Source organism: Paenibacillus sp. PK1-4R (assembly GCF_030369595.1).
Classification (GTDB): domain Bacteria; phylum Bacillota; class Bacilli; order Paenibacillales; family Paenibacillaceae; genus Paenibacillus.
In genome coordinates, this window is sequence record NZ_CP126535.1 from 95,688 (window position 1) to 119,314 (window position 23,627).

Annotated in this window: 24 protein-coding genes, 1 tRNA gene and 1 riboswitch; of the genes, 14 read left to right on the forward strand and 11 right to left on the reverse strand. The window is 46.6% G+C overall.

Annotation, left to right across the window (positions count from 1 at the left end; translation table 11 throughout):
- Positions 1-56 precede the first annotated feature (56 nt).
- The 6 genes from serS (at position 57) to QNO02_RS00465 (ending at position 3,865) form a co-directional block, all read left to right on the forward strand.
- On the forward strand, positions 57-1,340 hold the full coding sequence (gene serS / locus QNO02_RS00440; protein ID WP_091039248.1) for a serine--tRNA ligase: 1,284 nt from the start codon (positions 57-59) through the stop codon (positions 1,338-1,340).
- 195 nt (positions 1,341-1,535) lie between these two features.
- Positions 1,536-1,624 (forward strand) — tRNA-Ser (locus tag QNO02_RS00445).
- Positions 1,625-1,818: 194 nt separating this feature from the next.
- Complete coding sequence (locus QNO02_RS00450) at positions 1,819-2,160, forward strand: hypothetical protein (RefSeq protein ID WP_289390817.1); 342 nt, start codon at positions 1,819-1,821, stop codon at positions 2,158-2,160.
- 25 nt (positions 2,161-2,185) lie between these two features.
- Positions 2,186-2,362, forward strand: a complete 177-nt coding sequence (locus QNO02_RS00455) for a hypothetical protein (RefSeq protein WP_017691325.1) — start codon at positions 2,186-2,188, stop codon at positions 2,360-2,362.
- 21 nt (positions 2,363-2,383) lie between these two features.
- A complete protein-coding gene (locus QNO02_RS00460; protein ID WP_036607296.1) occupies positions 2,384-2,536 on the forward strand; it encodes a small acid-soluble spore protein P in 153 nt (50 codons plus the stop codon).
- Between the two features lie 234 nt (positions 2,537-2,770).
- The gene (locus QNO02_RS00465) at positions 2,771-3,865 is read left to right on the forward strand and encodes a hypothetical protein (protein ID WP_133387537.1); all 1,095 of its coding nucleotides are present in this window, start codon (positions 2,771-2,773) and stop codon (positions 3,863-3,865) included.
- A gap of 264 nt (positions 3,866-4,129) precedes the next feature.
- Here QNO02_RS00465 and QNO02_RS00470 read toward each other — a convergent pair whose 3' ends face one another.
- Both QNO02_RS00470 and tadA read right to left on the reverse strand, forming a co-directional pair.
- A complete protein-coding gene (locus QNO02_RS00470) occupies positions 4,130-4,699 on the reverse strand; it encodes a GNAT family N-acetyltransferase (protein WP_091039229.1) in 570 nt (189 codons plus the stop codon).
- A gap of 43 nt (positions 4,700-4,742) precedes the next feature.
- On the reverse strand, positions 4,743-5,249 hold the full coding sequence (gene tadA, locus QNO02_RS00475; protein WP_091039227.1) for a tRNA adenosine(34) deaminase TadA: 507 nt from the start codon (positions 5,247-5,249) through the stop codon (positions 4,743-4,745).
- Between the two features lie 332 nt (positions 5,250-5,581).
- On the opposite strand from tadA, the gene QNO02_RS00480 reads away from it, so the two are divergent.
- Both QNO02_RS00480 and rluF read left to right on the forward strand, forming a co-directional pair.
- Entirely contained in the window at positions 5,582-7,921 is a 2,340-nt protein-coding gene (locus QNO02_RS00480) for an ATP-binding protein (protein WP_091039255.1), read from the forward strand.
- Between the two features lie 18 nt (positions 7,922-7,939).
- A complete protein-coding gene (rluF, locus tag QNO02_RS00485) occupies positions 7,940-8,641 on the forward strand; it encodes a 23S rRNA pseudouridine(2604) synthase RluF (protein WP_091039225.1) in 702 nt (233 codons plus the stop codon).
- 213 nt (positions 8,642-8,854) lie between these two features.
- Here the strand turns inward: rluF and motB are convergent, their stop codons facing one another.
- Together motB and motA are read right to left on the reverse strand one after the other, a co-directional pair.
- Positions 8,855-9,673, reverse strand: coding sequence for a flagellar motor protein MotB (gene motB / locus QNO02_RS00490; RefSeq protein ID WP_249913818.1), 819 nt, complete (start codon positions 9,671-9,673; stop codon positions 8,855-8,857).
- Complete coding sequence (gene motA, locus QNO02_RS00495; RefSeq protein WP_017691317.1) at positions 9,660-10,460, reverse strand: flagellar motor stator protein MotA; 801 nt, start codon at positions 10,458-10,460, stop codon at positions 9,660-9,662. The genes motB and motA overlap by 14 nt, the downstream gene beginning before the upstream one ends.
- A gap of 233 nt (positions 10,461-10,693) precedes the next feature.
- On the opposite strand from motA, the gene QNO02_RS00500 reads away from it, so the two are divergent.
- From QNO02_RS00500 to rbsK, 3 genes are all read left to right on the forward strand, one after another.
- A complete protein-coding gene (locus tag QNO02_RS00500) occupies positions 10,694-10,987 on the forward strand; it encodes a hypothetical protein (RefSeq protein WP_074092938.1) in 294 nt (97 codons plus the stop codon).
- A 250-nt stretch (positions 10,988-11,237) separates the two neighbouring features.
- On the forward strand, positions 11,238-11,534 hold the full coding sequence (locus tag QNO02_RS00505) for a 4a-hydroxytetrahydrobiopterin dehydratase (RefSeq protein ID WP_062838136.1): 297 nt from the start codon (positions 11,238-11,240) through the stop codon (positions 11,532-11,534).
- 43 nt (positions 11,535-11,577) lie between these two features.
- Complete coding sequence (rbsK, locus tag QNO02_RS00510; protein ID WP_249913819.1) at positions 11,578-12,561, forward strand: ribokinase; 984 nt, start codon at positions 11,578-11,580, stop codon at positions 12,559-12,561.
- 77 nt (positions 12,562-12,638) lie between these two features.
- Here rbsK and QNO02_RS00515 read toward each other — a convergent pair whose 3' ends face one another.
- The 5 genes from QNO02_RS00515 to QNO02_RS00535 form a co-directional block, all read right to left on the reverse strand.
- Positions 12,639-12,995, reverse strand: coding sequence for a c-type cytochrome (locus QNO02_RS00515; RefSeq protein WP_036607288.1), 357 nt, complete (start codon positions 12,993-12,995; stop codon positions 12,639-12,641).
- 150 nt (positions 12,996-13,145) lie between these two features.
- Positions 13,146-13,640 carry a GNAT family N-acetyltransferase gene (locus QNO02_RS00520; protein WP_091039216.1) on the reverse strand — a complete coding sequence of 165 codons (495 nt, stop codon included), beginning with the start codon at positions 13,638-13,640 and terminating at the stop codon, positions 13,146-13,148.
- 355 nt (positions 13,641-13,995) lie between these two features.
- The gene (locus tag QNO02_RS00525) at positions 13,996-14,466 is read right to left on the reverse strand and encodes a C40 family peptidase (RefSeq protein WP_091039214.1); all 471 of its coding nucleotides are present in this window, start codon (positions 14,464-14,466) and stop codon (positions 13,996-13,998) included.
- 3 nt (positions 14,467-14,469) lie between these two features.
- A riboswitch (cyclic di-AMP (ydaO/yuaA leader) is annotated at positions 14,470-14,607 on the reverse strand.
- Positions 14,608-14,852: 245 nt separating this feature from the next.
- A complete protein-coding gene (locus tag QNO02_RS00530) occupies positions 14,853-15,704 on the reverse strand; it encodes a hypothetical protein (RefSeq protein ID WP_249913820.1) in 852 nt (283 codons plus the stop codon).
- 10 nt (positions 15,705-15,714) lie between these two features.
- Positions 15,715-17,706, reverse strand: coding sequence for a M1 family metallopeptidase (locus QNO02_RS00535; protein ID WP_133387531.1), 1,992 nt, complete (start codon positions 17,704-17,706; stop codon positions 15,715-15,717).
- 101 nt (positions 17,707-17,807) lie between these two features.
- On the opposite strand from QNO02_RS00535, the gene QNO02_RS00540 reads away from it, so the two are divergent.
- Positions 17,808-18,311, forward strand: a complete 504-nt coding sequence (locus tag QNO02_RS00540) for a YwhD family protein (RefSeq protein WP_091039209.1) — start codon at positions 17,808-17,810, stop codon at positions 18,309-18,311.
- Between the two features lie 202 nt (positions 18,312-18,513).
- On the opposite strand, the gene QNO02_RS00545 is transcribed toward QNO02_RS00540, so the two are convergent.
- A complete protein-coding gene (locus QNO02_RS00545) occupies positions 18,514-20,592 on the reverse strand; it encodes a transglycosylase domain-containing protein (RefSeq protein ID WP_289390818.1) in 2,079 nt (692 codons plus the stop codon).
- A 412-nt stretch (positions 20,593-21,004) separates the two neighbouring features.
- Between QNO02_RS00545 and speE the strand changes: the two genes are divergently transcribed.
- Together speE and speB are read left to right on the forward strand one after the other, a co-directional pair.
- Positions 21,005-21,832 carry a polyamine aminopropyltransferase gene (speE, locus tag QNO02_RS00550; protein ID WP_017691306.1) on the forward strand — a complete coding sequence of 276 codons (828 nt, stop codon included), beginning with the start codon at positions 21,005-21,007 and terminating at the stop codon, positions 21,830-21,832.
- Between the two features lie 15 nt (positions 21,833-21,847).
- Positions 21,848-22,717, forward strand: a complete 870-nt coding sequence (gene speB / locus QNO02_RS00555; protein WP_289390819.1) for an agmatinase — start codon at positions 21,848-21,850, stop codon at positions 22,715-22,717.
- Between the two features lie 429 nt (positions 22,718-23,146).
- On the opposite strand, the gene QNO02_RS00560 is transcribed toward speB, so the two are convergent.
- On the reverse strand, positions 23,147-23,278 hold the full coding sequence (locus QNO02_RS00560) for a hypothetical protein (RefSeq protein ID WP_017691304.1): 132 nt from the start codon (positions 23,276-23,278) through the stop codon (positions 23,147-23,149).
- Positions 23,279-23,627: the final 349 nt, after the last annotated feature.

Here is a 23,627-nt window from a genome sequence, read left to right on the forward strand (position 1 = left end):
AGAATGGATTTTAACATAAGGCTTCACGTTGTGAGGTTATTTAGGAGGGGTATATCGTGCTTGATGTGAAAATATTGCGGAATGAGTATGCGCGTGTAGAAGAAGCATTGAATAAACGTGGCAAATCGCTGGATCTTATCGCTGGATTTACCGAGATGGATGCCAAGCGTCGGGAATTGCTTCAAGAGAGTGAAACACTGAAGAGCCGTCGGAATACGGTCTCTGCGGAAGTTGCTAGACTGAAGAAGAATCGTGAGAATGCTGATGATCTGATTGTGGAGATGCGCGAAGTCTCTGATCGAATCAAAGCCATGGACGAAGAAGTTCGGGAACTGGAAGTGAAGATCAATGATCTCACAATGGCGATTCCGAACATTCCTAACGAAAGTGTACCGATTGGAGCTTCTGAAGACGACAATGTTGAGATTCGTCGTTGGGAAGAGCCGAAGTCATTTACTTTTGCACCAAAAGCACACTGGGAAATTGCGCAGGATCTCGATATTCTTGATTTTGAAGCGGCTGCCAAAGTAACAGGTTCCCGTTTTACCTTTTATAAAGGTCTGGGTGCGCGTCTGGAACGTGCATTGATCAACTTCATGATGGATCTGCACAGCGATCAACATGGATATGAAGAGATTCTGCCTCCATACATCGTGAATCGGGACAGCTTGTTTGGAACAGGTCAACTGCCTAAGTTCGAAGAAGATCTGTTTAAGTTGAAAGATACTGAATATTATCTAATCCCTACTGCTGAAGTTCCGGTAACGAACTACCATCGCGAAGAGATTCTGAATGTAGATCAATTGCCTAAGCACTTTGTGGCATACAGCTCTTGTTTCCGCTCTGAAGCCGGTTCGGCTGGACGGGATACACGCGGCTTGATTCGTCAGCATCAATTCAACAAAGTAGAGCTGCTCAAGCTCTCTACTCCAGAGACTTCGTATGAAGAGTTGGAGCAAATGACTCAAAATGCGGAGCGTGTGCTTCAATTGTTGGGCTTACCGTATCGCGTTCTGACATTGTGCACGGCAGATATGGGCTTCACTTCAGCTAAAACGTATGATATTGAAGTATGGTTGCCTGAGAGTAATACCTATCGTGAGATTTCTTCTTGCTCCAACTGTGAGGACTTCCAGGCACGTCGTGCCAATATCCGTTTCCGCAGAGAGCCAAAAGCTAAACCGGAATTTGTGCACACATTGAACGGGTCAGGATTGGCCGTTGGACGGACGGTAGCCGCTATCCTGGAGAACTATCAACAGGAAGATGGTACGGTTGTTATTCCTGAAGCATTGCGTCCTTATATGGGCGGCGCCAGTGTGATTGCACATCGTTCTTAAGAGTTAGTTAACCATCCTCATCAAGAGGAATACAAATTCAATCCGTCATTTTGGAATGGCGGATTGGAGTGTTGTGTAAAGCCGAGGCAGTTGTCTGACACGGGATTATCAATTTTGATATAAAAAAGGTTGCATTATAATGTCGAGATGTGGTATGATACTTTTCGTGGCAAGTTTATAAAACTTAATTCCCTTGGAGAGGTACCGAAGCGGTCATAACGGGGCGGTCTTGAAAACCGTTAGGGGGCAACTCCACGTGGGTTCGAATCCCACCCTCTCCGCCATACTACACTTATAACAAGGACTCGAGCGATCTCGCTCCGGTCCTTTTTTGCATTGTGAGTTTGTTAAACGTAATGAGCATACAGGTTGGTGACCGATGTATACGTTGCACAGTACAACGTTATATTTTGATTAAGGTTAATATGTATAAAAACATCTTCATCGCCGCACTTTATATAGGAGTGGAGGTGGTAAGATGAACCGCGAGTTAAACATCGATCAGACAGAGCTTGTAGGGGCTTGGCAAGAACGTTTGCCTCAAGTCCTGAATGTTGGAGACCAGGCTCAGGTAATGGCCGATGAAGCCGATCATCAGGCGATTCGGATACACATTGCTACAGCAGGGCACGAGATGTACTCTTTTGATTTCAAATGTGCATATGTCGATTCGCGTGAAGTCAGCGTACAGCTGATTGATGTGGAACGGGATGGACGAACGACAGATGAGCGTACAGAACCGATTCAGGAACTGGCTCACGATTATACACGGCACATTCATGAATGCGCCCAGTCGTTACAATCCCAAACGAGACAATAGCCTGATTCTGAAGGAGTGAACTCAATTGACTAAAGCCAAAGCGGGAGTAGACAAAAACCTGCAAAATGTAGTCGATGATCTGGAGCAGCCTGCCGTAAACAGTCATCATGCCCAGCAAATTCAGCAAGATATTAATGATCGCCGTCATCAGGATGCACTGAATCATGACAAAACGGAAGACAGGGACCCATCCCATTCCTAACAATGATGAGGGGGCAATAATATGAGCAAACCAAAAACAATTCCCGTACCGGAAGCGCAAGCATCCGAACAGCATCGTCATTCATCCAAACGCTCTTCCATGCAGGAGCCATTATCCGGTTCCAAAAAAGTAAAAAATCAAAATCATGTGGATCATTTGAACCCCCAAGGTTAATAGAAGAAACAGATTCACGCAAAAGTCCCTTGTTACCTAACAGGGGGCTTTTGCGTATTCATACATATATAAAGACAGGCACACGCATATTCCCAAAGCTGACATAGGTCTTTGTAGCCATTTTAAAGAGGAAAGATCACATTTTTCCCAAATTAGGTTTCGGTATCTGGTGATATGGTATATCATTGATATTGAATTACTTTTTTTTGGGTTATCACGAGAGGAGAGAAACAAATGACTAAACGTATGGGGGCGCTTCTTCTTACGTTGCTGTTGACCGTATCTATGGCATTGACAGCATGTAGCAGCAAGCAGGAGCCAAAAGAGGCATTGAAGACGGCTGCGGCCAATGCTTCCAAATTGACTTCGTATGAAATGAGTTCCAACTTTACAATTAATGAATTGAGCTATAAACCTGGGGATGCTTCACAAACTGATCCTACTATGACTCAGTTTATGAGCATGCTGAAGGATGCTCAGTTGAATGTAACAGGTGTATACCAAAGTGAGCCAATGCAGACAGAGATGACTCTTGGCATCGAGCTTAAAGGCGATATGGGTATGACCTTTACCATTCCAATGGTGATGACAGCTGAGAAACTCTATGTGAAAGTGCCGAATATTCCGTTCTTCCCAATTCCGGAGAACGTTGTTGGCAAATTCCTGGAACTTGATCTGAAAGAACTGGCTGAGCAAGAGGGTACGGAATGGAACCCGGATGCTATGGACGCAGCCAAAACGCAAAAGCTGAGCAACGAAGTCATGGACGCAGTGCTGAGCGAGTACGATCAAGCTAAATTCTTCAAAAATCTAGACACCAAAGATGCACAACTTCCTGAAGGCGTAGATGCGAAGCAGGTTGTACAATTCTCGGTGAATAATGACAATGTTAAAGAAGCAGTTACTGTACTGGTAACAAAAGCTATGCCTAAAGTACTGGATATTCTGTCCAAAGAGGAATATCGTGAAATGCTGCAAATGGATCAGGCTGATATCGACAAAGCTAAAGAAGATCTGAAGATCACTGAAGCAGATCAGGCTGAAATGGCTAAAGACTTGGATAAATTGAAAGATGTTCTGACAATCAACCAATTCAACATTGATTTCGCATTGGACAAAAACGACTTCCCTGTATATCAAAAGATGGTCGCTGATGTGCTGATCAAGCCAGAAGGTACAAAAGACGAAGTGAAATTGGCATTTACCGGTTCCAATACGTACACCAAGATTAACGAAAAAGCAGCATTCAAAATCAACATCCCTACTGGCGATGACGTAATTACTATGCAAGAGTTCGAAGAACTGATGAACGCTTCGTACGGATACTAAGCTCGTCGAGTTCAAATCAAACCGTTTGTTATTCAAGTGAGGGATAATTTCCTTCCGCTTGGATACAGGCGGTTTTTTTGTTACACAGCGTATGAGGGGGATTCGCAAAATAATTGATCTTTGATTTTAAATCGTGGCTGGTGATACATACAAATAAAACCGCACTCTCTCCTACATAACTAGGGTAGTGCGGTTTGGAATATTAAATTTGTATATTGTTGAATTGGAAATACAGACAGCTTTGTGGTGGAAATTCTAAATCAATTAATTCGCAAGTTCGTCCAAGTCTTCAGCAAGTACAGCATAGATCTGATGATCCTGATATTTGCCGTTGATCTTGAGGTATCTGCGAGCAGTACCTTCAAACTGGAATCCGTTCTTCTCCAGTACGCGCTGTGAACCTTTGTTGGAGGGCAATACTGCAGCCTGAACCCGATTTAACTTCAGCGCACGGAAGCCATAAGCTACGGCCAGTTTAACCGCTGCTGTCATTCGTCCGCCGCCCTGATAATCTGGATGGATAAAGTAACCCATATCTGCATAATTGGCAACGCCTAATACGACATTGTTGATACTTACTTGTCCAATCAACAGGCTGTCTTTAATGGTATAGATTCCAAATTGATATCCTGTACCTTCTTCTGCTGCCTTGACCCGATCCTCAATCCGCCGAGTCTGAGCATCCAGTGTATAGAATTCATCGTCTCGCACGGGTTCTACAGACTGGTAGGGGACGCGTGTGACCTGAATCAGGTCCAGATAGGACTGTGTATCCTGGGGTGTGAGCAACCGAAGGCTTATGCCATTGGCTGTATCATAGAGTGTTAGTGCCATTACAGCACACTTCCTTTCTAATTGGGATGTTTGTAGTCGGTGACTACTTTAACTTTTGGCGCAGACTTCTGAAAAATTGAGTTAGCATGGTGGAGCATTCAGGCTGAAGGATATCCGGAATCACCTCGGTGCGATGGTTAAAACGAGGCTCCTGTAGCAGGTTCATCAGTGTACCTGCACAGCCTGCCTTGGGATCAGCCGTACCATAGATAACGCGGGGGACCCTGGATTGTACAATTGCACCTGCACACATCGGACAAGGTTCCAGTGTGACGTACAGAGAACAATCCAACAAACGCCAAGCTCCAATGGTCTCGCTGGCCTGACGAATAGCTACCATCTCTGCATGGGCGGTAGAATCCAGCGTAGTTTCACGCAGATTGTATCCTCGACCAATGATTTGGTTATTTTGTACGATTACAGCTCCAATCGGAACTTCCCCAAGAGCTTCGGCTTTGTAAGCCTCAGCAATGGCCTCTCGCATCCAGTGCTCATGCTGAGCTTCCTCAGATAAATGCGCAAGATCGGTCTGGAGAAAATGTTCAGTCATTACTATATAACTCCTTCCAAAATCGTTTATTCAGCGAACAAGTATTCGGGTTGTTAACATGTTGTGTATAGAATTGTGGATAACCGTGTAGTTGCTCACATAGTTATAAACAAACTATCCACAAGCCTGTGGGTATGTGGATAAATATAGTGATTAATTTCATTGTAGAGTTCGAAAATGCAAAAAACAACGAATTTCGAGCTTTTCAGTCATTCGGTAACTTTTGGACACAGGTCAATTATCCTTTTCAAAAAGACATACAAGCGTTATGATGGAGATAGGTTTTGCCATATATCGCCAGAGGGTACAAGCCGAGAGGTGAACAAAAAAACTTGTCTATTAAAACGAAATTATCCATGATTATGTCGTGCTCAGTGCTCGTTATTTTAGTGTTGAATATCGCACTGAGTTATTATACTACAGAAGAGAATCTGAGGCAGGACAGTGAAACCAAGATGGTGCTCACTGCAAAGCAGATTGCAATTGCTGTCGAACAGAATCAATACAGTTCGGATTATGTAAAACGGCAGATTGGAAACAATCTGTGGCTTGCTGCTGTCATGGCAGCGGAAGAATTGGACCCGGATATTAATAATATCACAAATGAAGAACTTGTACGCTTGAGCCAAAAGGTCGGCGTTTCGCATATTTCGTTAATGGAGCAGACGGATGATGACATCGTTGTTAGCCGCTCTTCGGATCCGAGAGAAATTGGGCTGTCCACCAAATCCATGACCTATTGGTATCAGGCCTTTAAGCAGTTGTTTGAAAAACAACAGGTGACGATTCCCCAAGGGCAGAAGTTGGAACATTTCTGGTCAGATGGATTCGAATATTCTACATCCAGTCCTTCGGATATTGATATCTGGGGTTACTACCATGATGGAAAGAGAAACTACATAATCAATCCTTTCTATAATAATACGGAAGTTGATGACTATGTGAAAATCTCTAGTCCGGATGAGATTTTAAATAAAATTCGTGAGGTCAATCCCTCCATTCTGGAGATTACAGGCATCAATCCGTTGACTTTTGGCAGCCCGAACATGGGTGATGACGGAAGAGATTCGAACTTTAGCAAATTGAATAACAGACCGATTCGTTTTGGTACATACCAGTATGGTTCTACGGATGAGGATCATCGTGCTGTGGTGCGCGCCATTCGAACAGGGCAAAATGTATCTTTTGTCAGTGAAACCCACGAACAGAAGGTACTGAAGAGTTTTATTCCCATTTTCACACCTAACCAGTCTTCCTATGTGATCAGTATTGTCATGGACTATAAGCAAATATCCTCCATGGTATCTGAGCAGTTGGTGAGCCATGCCTCCATATCGTTGGTTTTGTTGGAGATCGTAATCTTTGGCAGTTATCTGCTCGCAGGGTATATTACACGTCCGATCCAATCCATATTGGGAAAAGTGAATGATGTAGCGGATGGACACTTTGATTTCCGTCTGAAGGTCCGGAGGAAGGATGAACTAGGCCAACTGGCCAATCGTATTAATGCCATGATTCGTAATTTGGGACATTATACGAGCCGTCTGAAACAAATGTATGAAGAGAATCGGGCGGTGAAAGAACATCTGGAGTCCATTATCAATCAGACAGCGGATGCCATTCACATTACGGATCTTGAAGGAAAAGTGCTGCGGGTTAATCGCGCATTTGAACAATTATATGGCTTTCGAAGTCGTGAGGTGGAAGGTCGTAATCTGAAGATCATCCCGCCAGAGGCAGAAGAAGAAATGAAACGTCAGCATGCCCAACTCGTTGAGGGGATGTCCATTACGTCCAACGAAACCACCTGGATGAAGAAAGACGGGACCCGAGTAGAGGTCAGTGTCAGTACGGCTCCGGTACGAGACGAGGCTGGAGAGATTACCGCGCTCATTAGTGTCTCCAGGGACATTACAAGCCGTAATCGGATGGAAGAGCTGCTCAGACGTTCTGAGAAGCTAACAACTGTAGGCCAGCTTGCAGCAGGTGTGGCACATGAGATTCGTAATCCACTGACTACGTTGCGCGGGTTCCTACAGTTACAGCAAGAGAGCAACAAGCTGAATCATCGTCATCTGGATCTGATGTTATCGGAGCTGGATCGCATCAACCTTATTGTTGGTGAATTTCTGATTTTGGCCAAACCGCAGGCGGTTCATTTTCAGAATCGGGATATTCGTTTTATTCTCGGCGATGTCATCTCGTTACTGGATAGTCAGGCACATCTGCATGGTGTAGAATTTGTACTGCGTGCCTCATCCGATTCGGCTATGGTACACTGTGAAGAGAACCAGTTGAAGCAGGTATTCATCAATTTGCTGAAAAATGGTATGGAGGCCATGCCAAATGGAGGAAGCATTCATATCAAGCTCAAGCATGACGAGCAGTCGAAACGCGTCAGAATTGAGATCAGGGATGAAGGCATTGGTATCCCGGAAGAGATGATGCCCAAGCTTGGGGAGCCTTTCTTTACGAATAAAGAGTCTGGGACAGGGCTTGGTCTGATGGTCAGTCAGCGAATTATTCAATCACATAAGGGCATGATGGATATTAAAAGCGTCATGAACAAGGGAACAACGGTTATCATTGAACTGCCTGCATCCGAGCAACAACCGGAGGTTATTGAGGCAGATCAGGTAACGGATGAACCAATTACAGATGAAGAGAACTAGATGAGGTGAGATTACCTTTTGCGTATTAATAAATTTATTAGTGAAACAGGTTATTGCTCCCGGCGTGAAGCCGACAAGTTGGTGGATAGTGGTCAGGTAACCATTAATGGAGTTAAGGCTGAGCTGGGCAGTCAGGCAGAAGAAGGCGACGATGTACGAATTAATGGCAAACCGATCAAGGAAAAGAGAAAACACGTATATATCGCGCTGAATAAACCAATCGGGATCACAAGCACAACCGAGCAGCATATTCAGGGCAATATCGTTGATTTTGTCGGGCACGATGAACGTATTTTCCCTATTGGACGTCTGGATAAGGACTCGGAAGGTTTGATCCTGATGACCAATGATGGTGATATCGTTAACCGGATTCTTAGAGCAGAAGGACGGCATGAGAAAGAGTATATCGTTACTGTTGATCGATCTGTAACCCCGAGTTTCCTTAGAGGTATGAGCACTGGGGTGAAGATATTGGGTGAAATGACCCTGCCTTGTACCGTGACCCGGATGACGGATCGAGTATTCCGTATCATCCTGACTGAAGGAAAGAACCGTCAGATTCGGCGGATGTGTAGTGCTTTTGGCTACGAGGTTCGTAAGTTGAAGCGTATTCGGATCATGAACATTCATCTTGGAGAAATGGCGACAGGTTCTTGGAGAGAGCTTACTGCTGCTGAAAAAGCGGAGCTGGGCGGTCTGTTGGACTATTCACTGGAATAGTTGATTCGACTTTGACTAATTAACTGATTGAAGCCCTCCTTTCCGAAAAGGAGAGCAGGGCTTTTTGGTATAAGGTCAATGACGACAGGTGAATCTTCGCAAATAGTGTGAAAAAATGTAGAGATAAACCAAGCATAAGCTTTATATAAACCAAAAAGACCGTTCTCCTTGTACCTGGAGAACGGTCTTTGGTTAATGAATCGCTGCAGGCCTCTAGTTTCCTCCGCCAACGGCTTTTACATTTGTATTGTTACTTTGATACTTCCGAATGATAGATACCTCTACACGGCGATTCTGTGCCCGTCCGGTATTGGTGTCATTACTGGCAATCGGGTGATACTCTCCATAACCACTTGGTGTGAATTTGGAAGGGTCCAATTGCGAGTTCAGCAACAGGATTTTCAGGAAGTTGAGCGCACGATCTGCACTCAAATCCCAGTTATCCTTATATTGGTTGTTCGAAATGGGAATATTATCGGTATGACCGGATACAACCACTTCATATTCAGGGAACTCCTGCAGCATGCTTGAGATTGCTTTGGCCAAGGATCGTGATTCAGGCTTTACATCTGCTCGGCCTGAGGAGAACAGGGCGTTATCACTGATGGTGATCTTCAATTCAGACTGATTCAGCTTGGTGTTCAGTTGGTCCGAAAGTCCGTTCTTCGAGATATACTGGTCAAGTCGTTTCTTGAGCTTCTCCAGATCTTCCTGCTCTTTTTGAGCCATCTGTGCATCCGTTATCTGAGCTGGTGTTTTCTTGGTGATTTCTGTAGGTTCCTGTTTGTTCTTACCCAGATCGGCACCTGGCGTATCCGGATTCATGGACGTATGATCCAGAACACCGGAGCCTCCATTCAATGCACTGCTTAGTGCGGAAGCCATCTGCTCGAACTTGGCTGCATCGAGTGAACTCATGGAGAACAACGTGATAAACAGGGCAAGCAACAAGGTCATCAAGTCAGAATATGGAAGCAACCAGCTCTCGTCTATATGTTCTTCATGTGGTTCGTGCTTTTTAGCCTTTTTCACCTGATGATCCCTCCTTCTCTTCCAGTTGTTTACGTTCGGAAGGTGTCAGGAATACGGATAACTTTTGGTTGATGGCAATGGTGGATACACCAGACTGTATGGATAACAATCCTTCAACCATCATCAGCTTGATCTCCATTTCTTGCTTGGACATCCGCTTCAGCTTGTTAGACATCGGGTGCCATAACACGTAACCACTAAATATACCAAGGAGTGTTGCGATAAATGCTGCCGCAATCGCATGGGAGAGTTTCTCCATGTCACTGAGATCGGCAAGTGCTGCGATGAGACCTACAACGGCCCCGAGAACCCCGAGCGTTGGTGCGTACATCCCCGCCTGGGCGAAGATCAAGGCACCGCCGCGGTGGCGCTCCTCTGTAGCATGAATATCTTCCATTAGTACATCACTTACAAATTCCTGATCGTTGCCGTCGATAATCATACGCATACCGCCACGAAGGAACTGATCGTCAATCTCTTCTACTTTTGATTCCAGTGCAAGCAAACCTTCACGACGGGTAGTGGAAGCCCAATCCATAAACGTGCCGATCAGAGACACTCGATCAATAAGTACTTGATTTTTGAAAATAATTCCGAAAAGCTTAGGGATTTTCTTAACTTCAGACATTGGAAATGCGATAAAGATAGTTCCTGCTGTACCAACAAAGATAATAACGTAAGCTGCCGGATTGTTAACCAGGTTGATTAAGGGCGCACCCTTCAGGAACATACCGAGTACAAGGGAGACCAGTCCAAAAACTAGTCCAATAATCGTTGAAATGTTCATCATACACCTCATCCATGAGATAAAATTGAATCCTTTCAAGCGGCTGTATTCGGGCTTCCGGACGAATTTTTGGCCGCAATCCGTTCAATGTTAGGCATTCCTTACGGTTGCTAAAACAGTTAAAACGGTCATATATGTATTTATCGACCAGAAGGCCTTTTTTTTTAAGGGCTATTTTCAGGTATAATAAGATCAAATCCGCTCCTTAGGGGCCGAATAGGAGTGAAAAGCCAATGGGCGTAAAGCATGGACGGGATTATGAAGGAATTTTGACAGATCTGACAACGGCAATCGGACGCATACCGGATCGGTATGTTTTCTTTGAAATGGACGCGGAAGAGTGGGAGAGACTGGCTGCATCTGACCAACTTGAAGTGGATGAGGCGTTGGCGGAGGATTTGTTCTATGCGCTGGGCGAGGAGTCTGTTATTCCGGTTGGAAGTGGCGTGGTCATCCATGATAAGGAACAGCACCGCATTCATATTTTGATCGGGGAAGAAGAGTTGACGTTTGTACCTTTAATTTAGTGTGTTTACATGCATTTTCAGGGGTGTGAATGGAACTGGAATTGCCCTCAAAGCCTTATGGTTAGGGGTTCTATGCCATGTAGTTGATTGGATTTTGAAGCTTGTCCGTGGTAAGATGTTAGTCGTGAAATGGGCCAACCGCATGGCGGTGAGCCTGGCCTTTGAGGTTGCTGTTGATAGCGCCGAAGGTGTCGGTGGTTATACGGACTCACGTCTGTAATGTACCATCCTATGGGGAGGAAGATAACGCATGGTTTTTTCGCAAGAGGAAGTCGAAGCTCATCTGGGAAGGCTGGAAGGCTGGGAACTGGAAGAGGGACGGTGGATTGTACGTAAATTCGTGTTTTCCAACTACATGAAAGGGATTGCATTTGTGGATGAGGTCGCTGCGATCTCGGAAGCATTCAATCATCATCCTTTTATTACGATTGATTATACAACGGTTACGCTGCGTCTCACGTCATGGGATGCGGGTGGTATCACATCTGTAGATATCAAGGAAGCAGGGCAATATAACGAAGCTTATGACAAAATGAGGTCGGAATAACGGGTCAGTTATTATCGCGCGGCCAGAAGTGAGTGAACCATACATGTCAGACTATAATCAGAAACAACCTCTTATTGCTGTCGTAGGCAGTCTCAATATGGATCTCGTGGTGAAGACAGACACGATTCCGGAAGAGGGAGAGACGGTGAGCGGTGAGGAGCTGCATTATCTCGCTGGTGGCAAGGGGGCGAACCAGGCTGTTGCCGCTGCGCGTCTGGGTGGACAGACTACGATGATTGGTGCGGTGGGATCGGACGGTTTTGGCGAACGTCTGCTGCACAGTCTGACGAAAAGTGGTGCAGATGCCTCGCAGGTTCGCATATTGGAAGACACGGTTACAGGGACGGCTTCCATCTGGCTCTCTCGGGGAGACAACCGGATTATTGTTATTCCTGGTGCGAATGGGCAAGTGGTGCCTGAGATGCTGGAAGAGGCGGATACGGTAAAAAGCCTGACTGCAGCCGCAGCGGTGCTGCTTCAGCTGGAGATCCCGCTGCCAGCGGTTACCCGCGCCGCCCAACTGGCGGCTGAAGGCAGCGCACTGGTGGTGCTCAACCCGGCTCCCGCGGTGCCGGGTCTGCCGCAGGAGCTCCTGCGGTGCGTCGACGTTGTCACGCCGAACCGCAGTGAGCTTGCCGTGCTTACCGGCCGGGATCATCTCCGGCCGGAAGACCTGGATGCGGCGGTCGCAGAGCTCGCCGCATCCCTCGGGGCCGCTGTCGTCACGACGCTCGGCCCCGAGGGGGCTGTGTACGCGGCGGCGCCTGGCGGCCGCGTACAAGCAGGGCGTGCCGGCGCTTGCCGTGCGCCCGGCTACGCCGTAAGCGCCGTCGATACGACCGGCGCTGGCGATTGCTTCAACGGCGCGCTGGCAGTAGCCCTCGCGCGCGGTGAGACTTTGGACGCGGCCGTAGGCTTTGCCATGGGTGCGGCCGCGTTATCCGTGACAAAGCTCGGCGCCCAGTCCGGGATGCCGTACGCACGTGAAGTTGAGGCCTTTCTGGCTGAGCATGCCGCAGATGCCTAATAATTGGTATAACAAAGAGGCTCTTATTCTCCCAAAAGGGGATTAAGGGCCTCTTCATTATGTAGTGCGTGCAGAGATTATTTCTTCTCCGACAGCCACATGGCGATATTTGCAATCTCTTCATCCTGCAGTTTGCCCTTGAAGGAAGGCATACCACCTTTACCTTTGACAATCGTAGAATAGATCTTCTCCAGATCATCCTGGCTGCCGATATTGGCCAGAGCAGGTCCTACGCCACCTTGAAGCTGATCCCCGTGACAGGAGATACAATTGGCTTTGACCAGTGCTTCAGCCTGTCCGGCATCCAATGTTACTTCCGGCATGGTTGGCTTGGCTTCTTCAGCCACTTCTTCTTTCCCTGGAAGCGTAAACATTAAAACAATAGCTAAAGCGCATGCTGCAAAAAATACTCCGCTCATGATCCATTTGTGCATCCCTTATGTCCCCTCCAGAATGAAAGATCATCTAACCTGAAACTATCCATATCATTATAACGGAACCTGTACTGACATCATAGCATTTTGTGGGAATTTTTTGAACTAATCACATAACAAGGGGCAAATTTAGTTGTTTTGCAATGGATTCTAACCGCGAGGCCCTTCATAAACCATACAGTGAAAGGGCTTCAAGCCGCTTGGGGTCTGTCGTTCGTATGTATCTTGGGTGACAAATCCACTCTTCAGATAGACTTGAATGGCACGAGCATTCCAAGTGAGTACTTCCAGATCAATCTCGTTCGTGGGATTTCGGCGAATGGCTTCCTGTACAATGGCAGTGACAAAAGCTGTCCCTTGACCCTGACCACACAGCTCTGGATGCATGCCAAGGCCAATCCGGGTTACCCCTTCAAGTGGGAAGTATTGAGCAAACCCACATATACGATCGTTCTGATCCAGGACGATCGCATATTGCTCCTGCCGCAGCTGTGCATCTCCGAATTCCACTTCCAGAGCTTTCATCTGGTCCCAGGGGAGCCAGCTGTAGATATTGTAAGGCGGGTCATACTGCCAACTGCAGATAAGCTCCGCATGTTCTTCTCGCATGGGTACAACGTGAAACGTCACAGGGGTTTCCTTCATACACCTGCATGCTCCTTTCCTTGAAACAGAACTCTTTGTCCACTCTACAAAAGAGATGTTCATTTAGCAAGTCTTCCTTCTCAAGAAAAAAAATGAAACAAAAGTTCCGGTAATTCCGTTTATATTATAACGGGATGGGTAAAAACATCATAAGGGCACGGACGAACGAACGCAAAATGAACCTGTTGATGTCGCAGGATATGCCCTGAGTATAACTTGCAACATGCATAAGGATTGAAGCACAAAAAAACCGCCGGATACATTCCTGCGGAGAATGTATCCGGCGGTTCTGTTATGCTTCTTGCTTCGTTCCAGTATGGTTAATGGTTACAGCATCATGTTGCTCAGCTTGTCCCTAGTCAAGGGCCAGTGATTCATATGCGTCCGTGCTCATAATCCGTTTCGCGCCAACATAACGATTGGCCCAATAGCTTTCACTCAATGCACTGATCGTAACGCCTTTGGAAGAAGAGGAGTGTGCGAACTTTCCATCCCCTACAAAGATTCCTACATGTGATACGCCTTTACCTGTTGTATTAAAGAACACCAGATCGCCAGCTCTCATTTCCATGCGTGATACGGAATCGCCCATGTCGAATTGGGAACTGGATTGGCGTGCCAAATCAATACCCAACTTGTCGAATACATACCGTGTAAATCCGGAGCAGTCAAAGCCGTTAAGCGTTGTTCCCCCACTTTTGTATGTAGTTCCCATTGCTGAATCAATTACTGTGTCCATCTTTGAATCTGCGAATGCGCTACCTGCACCAAGCGATAAAGCGAATGTGATGCTAAGTACAGCTGCGGTTAATTTCTTCTTGAACAAGAGATATTCCCCTTCCAACGCCTGCGAGGTTAGCTTAAGGATTCGGTTGAAGGTCCCCTATGATCCCTCTGTAGCAAGATCAATTCACCCATAACTGGTTCCCCCGCTTCCCAGGTGCCAGGAATTTGGCTATGCTAGTTATGCACCTGCGAAATCAAGAAATGACGATTTAATTTTAAGTAGTTACAAATATGAATGTAAAGATTACAAAGTTGTTACTAAAAACTCACTGCGATTATTGTAACAGAGGAGTACGGCTTTGGCAACGTTTAGCAACAAATTTAGCAAAAAAAACCTCGACCTTTGACGGGGAAAGGTTGAGGTTTGCCTATTTATAAGTACATATTAGGCCGTGAGTTTAACATACGATGGTAACAATTTTTAAACTATCTGCTCTCACCTTTGGATATTTTGGACTGCCATAATCGGAAATGGCTGCATATTTTCCACAGACTTAATAGACATCTAGCAAGTGGATACGTCTGTTGTAGTATAAGTCCGGTAAGTCCCGTTAATAACCATGAGGCTGAAGTGAATGACCCAAAGACGAGCAGGTGTACTCCGCCCAGCAGGAGTGCAATGCCGATTACAGCGATGAGATGACGCAGTGCAATCCAGAGTGCTTTGAGAATACCGTGAGCCCCGCCTTCTCCTTCTGGTGCCGACACACCGAACTGCATGTAGAGTATGGCATGGTGGATGATCCAACCATATACAATCCAGGCAGCAACATAAGGTATACCAGGCAAAAGTAATTGAAGGGAATGAAATCCGTCCATGAGAATCGAGTAGAGCTTCGGTAAGAGCCAGTAGGCGGGCAGAAGTATCAATAAAGTACGTATGGTGTGGAGCAGTAGCATCGGTTTCCACAGATTTTTGATTCCGCGGACAAAGGGGATGCGCTCTTCTGTAGAATTAAAGTGCTGAAGTGAGTAGAGCAGTCCTGCCTGAATGAGGGGGCTGATCAACATGCGAACCAGCAGCATGCCCCCTAGAATCCACAGATAACGATGAACCTCCGGATGAGTAGACAGGTTAAGTTGACTTTCCATTTTAAACAAAAGTGTACTCAGCTCCCCGGCATCAGAATCTGGATAGCGCAGGAGTAGGGGGATGACCGCCGATTGTACCATTCGATAGAAGAAATATCCCCAAATGAGCTGATAGAGAAATAAGAGTGCGGCAATGAACATATGCTGACGGACGAGAAACCAGCCTTCACGTATTTTTGCTTTCACCGTTTCCACCTCACCATGACAGACCTCCGAATATGGCTTCTATTAGTTTGGTTACACTCATGTTCCAGCGGGACTTCGTCCGCTCATCCAGTCCGGATTTCAGGAAATTGTTCATATGGCGGTTCTCCAGCACGATCGAGTACAGGGGATCGGTCATGGCCCAGGATACGGGGGATGTGTGAGTTAATTTATAGGTGATGCGATCTTCTTTGCCATTCCATTGCTTGGTGAGGATATGTCCGTCTTCAAAAGCAATGCGAACAGGAACGGCGTTGTAATCACTCCCTTTTTTTGCGATCGTCACGGATGACTCGTACAATGTTTGACCGTCTTTCTGTACGGGCGTAACACGAATCTTCTCTACAGCAAAGTCAGCCATCCCGTTACCATAGACATATTGATCAAAATAATCAGACCAGGAAGTGCGGGTCACTTGTTCCACAACGTTCTGAAAATCAGCCGAAGTGGGATGTTTGAAGCGGTACTTCTTCACATAGGTAGAGAGAATGCGTTCCATCGTTTTCGCCCCGACTTGATGTTCGATCCCAAGCAATACAAGCTTGCCACGTGTATAGACATTGGCTGCATACTCATTCTGTGAATCAAACTTCCAAGATTCTTGTGTTAAGGATGACGGAGACGTAACCAGTCCCGATTGTACCGGCAGATTCGGAATCAATCCGTATTCCTGCTCCATCAGTTTGTCTTCTGCATAAGAGGTGAACCCCTCATCCAGCCAGGCTTCCTCGAATTCGTTGCTGGCAACCATGCCGTAGAAGTACTGGTGTCCGATCTCGTGGACTACGGTACGTTCCAGGTCATAACCTGGGGTAGTATCATCGGCTCCAAAGGCCGTAACTAGCGTAGGGTATTCCATACCTCCAGCACCGTTCCCCGCTTTGGGTGGAACTACGATGGATAAGGTTGCGTAAGGATATGGGCCAAACCATTTGCTATAATTGGCTAGTGCGGCCTTCGCGGCGTAGAAATAACGTTCTTTCAGATCCTGATGAGCAGGGTCCAAATATAACTTGATTCGTACACCAGGCACATTGGGTGCAGAGAAGGGTTCCTCGGCGTAGACAAAATCCGGTGAAGCTGCCCAGGCGAAATCATGCACATCATCGGCATAGAATTGATAGACCTTTTCTCCGTTCTTCACCACGGCTTGTTGCGTCGGAAATCCGGTAGCAGCAACTTTGTATGTTTCAGGCACCCGAATACGCACACTATATATACCGAAGTCGGCGTAAAACTCTGAATTGCCATGGTATTGGTGCAGATTCCAGCCTTCCGTTGTTCGTCCACGCCTGCCCACAGGTTCATAGGCACTTAATTTGGGAAACCATTGACCAGCCATGACAAAATCATCAGCAGTTCCCATCCGGGCAAAAATCTTTGGCAGATTCACTTCGAATCGGGTGTGGAGTGTAATACTTTCCCCGCCTTTGACCGGTTTGGGTAAACGTACTTTAATGAGGGTGGTGTCCTTGATATTTCCGTCATCTGGTTGCACATACTGCATCCGGTGCAGCAGAGAGAGCCCGTCCTCCGTTTTCATTTCGGTAATGTTCATGGAGCCATAACCATTGGTAGGCATAACATCACCCCGAAGCTTTCCACCGGATTCCTTCATAAAGGTGGTGTCAGCAGAAGAGAAGGCGTTGGGGTACATATGAAAGTAAAGCTCGCTGACGGTTTTTTTGCCTGGATGAGTCCAGGTGATCGTCTGAGTCCCTTCCAATACGTTTCCTTCGACCAGCTTCACATCCATGTGATATTCCACAACACGGTTGCTGTACACTTCGGCTGTAGGGGTCTGTACACTTTCTGGAGGTGCTGGGGTTGGAGCTATTGCCTTGGGCTTGCCCGATTCGGGGGCGAGTACTGGCAATTCTGAATGAGTTGAGCGATTATAACCCAGAGTGATCCATATCCCTCCGGCAAGTACACACAGGGCCAGGGATGCAGTGAGCCAGCTCTTGGCGCGTCGTGGAATCATCGTTAAATACCTCCCGTTGACAAGCATCTACAGCATGTATATGTTTGCAATGGGACAATTATTAGTTAAAATATTTGTATCAACCCTTGGAGGCTATAAACATGGACCAAAACGAGCAAAACGGCAAAAAACAGATTGCCTTGAATATCGTTAGTGCAAAAAGCAAGCATAAAGGCTTCGGTGCAGGCTCCATTGATCTGAATAACCTTTCCCCGGTCATTATTGATAATGGCGAAGCCAAAATCGATATCGGTGCGATGCATGCGAAAAGCAAAGTGGAACGCAATATCAAGTTCTCTACCAATCGTGAAGATGTGCCCAACGGACGCCAGGTATGGCTGGTGTGGGTAGCTGTCGATCGCACGGAGGAAGGCCAACTGTATGGTGGAGCAACGGCATGTGAGATGTGGATTGATACGGAAGCAAGACGTGGATGGAAACTGCTGGCGGAACATGTGAATCGCATGGATTATGCCTTGAAGCGTCGCTTCATGCTGGATGAGCTTGGACCTGAAGCTCGAGCTGCACTTAAGACACTGCTGATCTCACACAACGAAGACTGGTGGAATGCTTCTCCAGATGTATTGAAGGAAGCACTCGCCTAAGGCAGATCATTTTCAACAAAGTATAAAAGCAAAAAAAGCAAAAGGCCCCTTGACCGGAAAGTTCGGCTGGGGGTCTTTTGCTTGTGTATCAACAGTATTCATTGATCTGAATAAATATGAGTTTTCATCCGAAGTGAATATTTCAAATGTCCAATATAACCAGCGGTTAAAGGTGACGCAACTAAGTCATCGCGCATTTGCGTCATTCTACCCACCAACGTTTGAAATCTCCCCACCAGGAATGTTTCTCTTCCTGTATGCCTTGCTGATTCTGTACCTGACGGGTCTTCTCATCTTCTCCAGAATCCGAATCATCCGTCGTGCCATGACATACCTCAGTCGGTTCAGTACCATCAATAAAAACTTCCAGCCGTTTCTCTTCACAACCGTTGCCTGCCAGCTTGCCGGATTCCGGGTCGATATAGACACTTACGACATGATCAGGCACGGTGAAAATTTTGGGTGGTACACTCGCAAGTGCCTGCTCTGTGAACTGGGCAAAGATCGGAGCCGCCCGGCGGCCATCCGAAGTTGAGATGGCTTTGCCTTGGTCGTACCCAACCCATACCGCGGTGGACAGCTCCGGTGTGAATCCAACGAGCCAGGCATCCGTGTTGGTTGTTCCCGTTTTTCCCGCTACCGGACGTTTGATCGCCTTAGACACCCGGTTGCCCGTTCCTCCATTTTCGAAGACACTCTCCATTAAACGTGTCAGTACATAAGCTGCCGCAGGTTCCACAACGGTCTCAGCCTTTGTCTGAGGCGATTCATAGAGTACACGTCCTGCGGCATCGGTCACTTGTAGAATGGCAACAGGTGGCGTCCGTTGTCCACCGGCAGCAATGACGGAAAAGGCCGACGCCATCTCCAGCGGGCTAACAGGTGACGTTCCCAGTGCAAGAGAAGGTACAGCGCTCAGGTTGCTTGTAATACCGAGGTTTTTCGCCATACTCACAACTTGCACAGGACCGATCTGCATAATGGTGTTCACCGCATAGATATTGTCTGAAGCGGCGATCGCTTGTCTTAGATCAATTTCACCCAGATACTTGTCTCCAAAGTTGCCGGGTTTATAGGTTTTACGGTCATTGTCGTAGTGAAACAGGGTAGGTTCACTGTTAAATATGGATGCACTGGTGAGCTGCTTGGATTCCAGAGCTGCCAGATACATAATGGGTTTAAACGCCGAACCTGGCTGGCGCGTTGTCGCCAGTACATGGTTAATCTGATTGGTGCGGTAATTCTTGCCGCCCACCATGGCTTTAATGTAGCCTGTACGAGGGTCGATGGACACGAGGGCCGTCTCCAGCTCGCTTTTGGCATCCATACCCTTGGCTATGGCGTCTTCAGCTGCTTTTTGTACACGCAGATCCAGGGTGGTGTAGATATTCAATCCCCCGTGATCCAGCATCGCTTCACTGATTCCCAGCTCTTTGATGGCCAGATTTCGGATATAGTCACGGAAATACGGGGCACTTTCCACCGTTTTACGCTCACTTTCCGGTTTGAACGAAAGCATTTTTTCATAGGCCTTATCTGCTTCGGCCTGGGTGATCTTGCCAATATCAGCCATGGCATTCAGCACAATCTTCTGTCGGTCTTTGGCATTCTTCATATGGTTATAGGGTGAATAGTAGGTGGGTCCTTTCGGGATTCCTGCCAGCATGGCACTCTCTGCGAGATCTAGCTGTTTGGCTGATTTGCCAAAATACATTCGTGAAGCTGCTTCGATCCCGTACGCACCATGCCCATAATAGATTTCGTTCAGATACATCTGCAAAATTTCATCCTTGCTGTATTTCATCTCCAATTGCGCCGTGTACATGGCTTCCTTGGCTTTGCGAGTCCATGTTTTCTCATGAGATAGATATAGATTACGCGCCAGCTGTTGAGTCAATGTACTCGCACCCTGTGTCATCTGCATATGTTCGAGGTTAACGAGCACAGCCCGTCCCATCCCTTGCACGTCGAACCCGTAGTGATTATAGAATTTGCGGTCCTCTACAGCCAGAGTGGCATTGACCAGATCTGGAGCGATATCCTCCAGTTGAACGGGTACAGAGTCTTTGCCACCTGCGGAGAAGGTAGCGATGACTTCACCTTGACTGTCCAGTAATCTGGAATTCCGATCAGAGTCTGCTAGGGGCAGGCTGGTTGCGTATAGATAGACCAATCCTGCAGCGGTAGCAAGTATGGCGAGCACGGCGAGCAGAGACAGGTTTTTAAACAATTTTCGTACACGGAACCCGCGTTTGCGGGTCTTTTGATTTGGCTTGGTCATGGAACGGGCTCCTCTCTTTTCTTCCAGTATGGGACTTGATTGGCAGGGATATTCAATTGGGTGCATAAGCAAACAAAATGTAGCATTTCCGCCTTGAAAACCGTTTTGCAGTATAAACGTCAATCGCGTATAATGCAAAAGGGTAATGAAAAGGTAAGATTCGGCACAAGATACTAAAGCGCGTAAGGACGAACAGACGAATGGTCATTGATTCATTGATTAGTCAGACGCTCTGCACGCTCTGGTCAATTTAATCTATATAATGAAGTGAACCGCGGACCTTTCCCGCAGGCCAGCAATTATAACGCGATATGGCGCCGAACGCTGGACGTGCTTGGGCGAACCGATTATTGTGCACAGCACTTGGTCGGGTATGGCTGATCATTAACTTTACGGAAAGAAGGTAGAGATTATGGAATTGTGGTTTACGGAGAAACAGACCCCGGTATTCGGGATCACCGCGAAGATTAAGCAGACCTATGTTACAGAGAAAACGGATTTTCAAGATTTGGCCATGGTAGAGACCGAAGAATTCGGTAACATGTTGCTTCTTGATGGCATGGTGATGACGACTGTAAAAGACGAATTCGTATATCACGAAATGGCGGCACACCCTGCGCTGAACACTCACCCGAATCCGAAAAAAGTTCTGGTTGTCGGTGGCGGCGATGGCGGAGTCATTCGTGAAGTCATTAAACATGCTGCTGTAGAAAAAGCAGTTCTCGTCGAAATTGACGGTAAAGTCATTGAATACTCTAAAAAATATTTGCCTGAAATCGCCGGCAAGTTGGACGAGCCTAATGTTGAAGTGCTCGTAAACGACGGCTACATGCATATTATTGAACATAAAAATGAATACGATGTGATTATCGTAGACTCCACGGAGCCTGTAGGCCCGGCTGCTCCATTGTTTGAGCGTGGTTTCTACCAAGGCATCTACGAAGCGCTCAAAGAAGACGGAATCTTCGTTGCCCAAACGGACAACCCTTGGTTCAAGGCAGATCTGATCCAGAAGGTGAACAAAGACGTCAAAGAAATCTTCCCGATCGTACATGTGTACGGCTGTAATATTCCAACCTATCCAAGTGGTTTGTGGACATTCACTATGGGTAGCAAGAAACATGACCCGCTCGAAGTGGATGAGACTCAAATCCCGGAGATGGATACCAAGTATTACTCTCCGCGTCTGCACAAAGCAGCATTTGTACTTCCTAAATTCGTGGAAGATTTAACGAAATAAAAGGGGAAATCATTAATGAAACTGGATCAAGCTTATTCAGGAAACGTATTTATTTGCAGCTCTGAGGATTATGAGAACTCCAAAGCGGTTATCTATGGCATGCCGATGGATTACACCGTCAGCTTCCGTCCGGGTTCCCGTTTCGGCCCATCTCATATCCGTCAGGCATCGGTTGGACTTGAAGAGTACAGCCCATATCTCGACAAAAGTATTGTAGACATGACATACTTTGACGCTGGAGACCTGCTCTTGCCTTTCGGTAACGCGGGACGCAGCCTTGAGGTAATCCATGAATACATCGGCAGTCTGCTCGCTGACGACAAATTCCCAGTTGGTCTCGGTGGAGAGCATCTGGTTACTTGGCCAGTCATCCAACAGATGTACAAGAAATACCCGGATCTTATCCTGATTCATATTGATGCACACGCTGACCTTCGTGAAAACTATGAAGGCGAGCCATTGTCCCACTCCACACCAGTGCGTAAAGCAGCTGAGTTGATGGGTGGCCAAAACATCTATCAGTTCGGTATCCGTTCCGGTTCCCGTGAGGAGTTCCAGTACGGTCGCGAGAACATCAACTTCTATCCATTTGAAGTGGCGGCTCCGATGAAGGAAGCTCTTCCCAAGATGGGAAACCGTCCGGTGTATGTGACCATCGACATCGATGTGCTTGATCCGTCATCAGCACCAGGAACAGGTACAGCAGAAGCGGGCGGCATTACGTCCAAGGAACTGCTGGAAGCCATTCATATGATTGCAGGATCTGATGTAAATGTAGTTGGTTGTGACTTGGTTGAAGTTGCACCAATCTATGATCCAACACAACAGACACAGATTGTAGCTGCGAAGCTGATCCGTGAAATGCTGCTTGGATTCGTGAAATAATCACAGAATAATCGATAAGTATAACGCTCTCTGTCTGCGCGGGTTCAACTTTGCGCAGGGGAGGGCGTTTTTTATTACTAACGTTTATCCCTGTGTCCTCAACTATTCCAGCTTAAGGAACGGACTGGATGATAGAGCCAAAATTATGCTGCCAAACAAATAACGAAGTTAAATTTAGTTGAGCTAAATTAACTTAATTTAACTTTTATGCAGAGCTGTGCTATACTGACTACATAAGTATTCAGTAGTATATTAATTGATATATTACATTCGTGAAGTATATGGTGATCGGGTTCGGTCATATACTAAAAAAGAGTCTTCACCGCGTCAACGGTAAAGACTCTTAGGACCCGAAAGGCTGTGGATTGCCACGGCGCGCATGAACTAAATAATGCTATTCAAGCGAAACCCACCGTCAGGCGTCCAACCTTATGAGGTGGGTTTTCGCTTGCTACGAAACTTTTTGCGCAACCAACGGTAAAGCTTTCGCCCGCTCAGTACAATACTGAGGATCGCAGCAATCCATCGGATTACATCAAGCAACGCCACGAGTTTGACCATCGACGTCACCCCCTTTCGGGAAGCTACGCCGTGGTCTGGAAAACATCCACCGATATTCAAAAGTCCATAACATGAATTATAGCACGTATGTTCCCCTGTCTCTACCATTTATTTCATGTGTTTGTATGGACTCTCCTCTTACGCAGATATCGTGCCTTGGTATGACTCTATCTTAATATTTGTGTATAATATGGAAATAGAGGAAGGGAAAGGTGAATGTGAATGCGTGTGATTCGGACTCAATTGAGTATGTATCCCAGATGGCTAACTGCAGTTTTTATATTGTTTGTCATCAATTTTGTATTAGCAGTGACGATATTTCTCAACTTCACTTTGATGGTGGCTGATC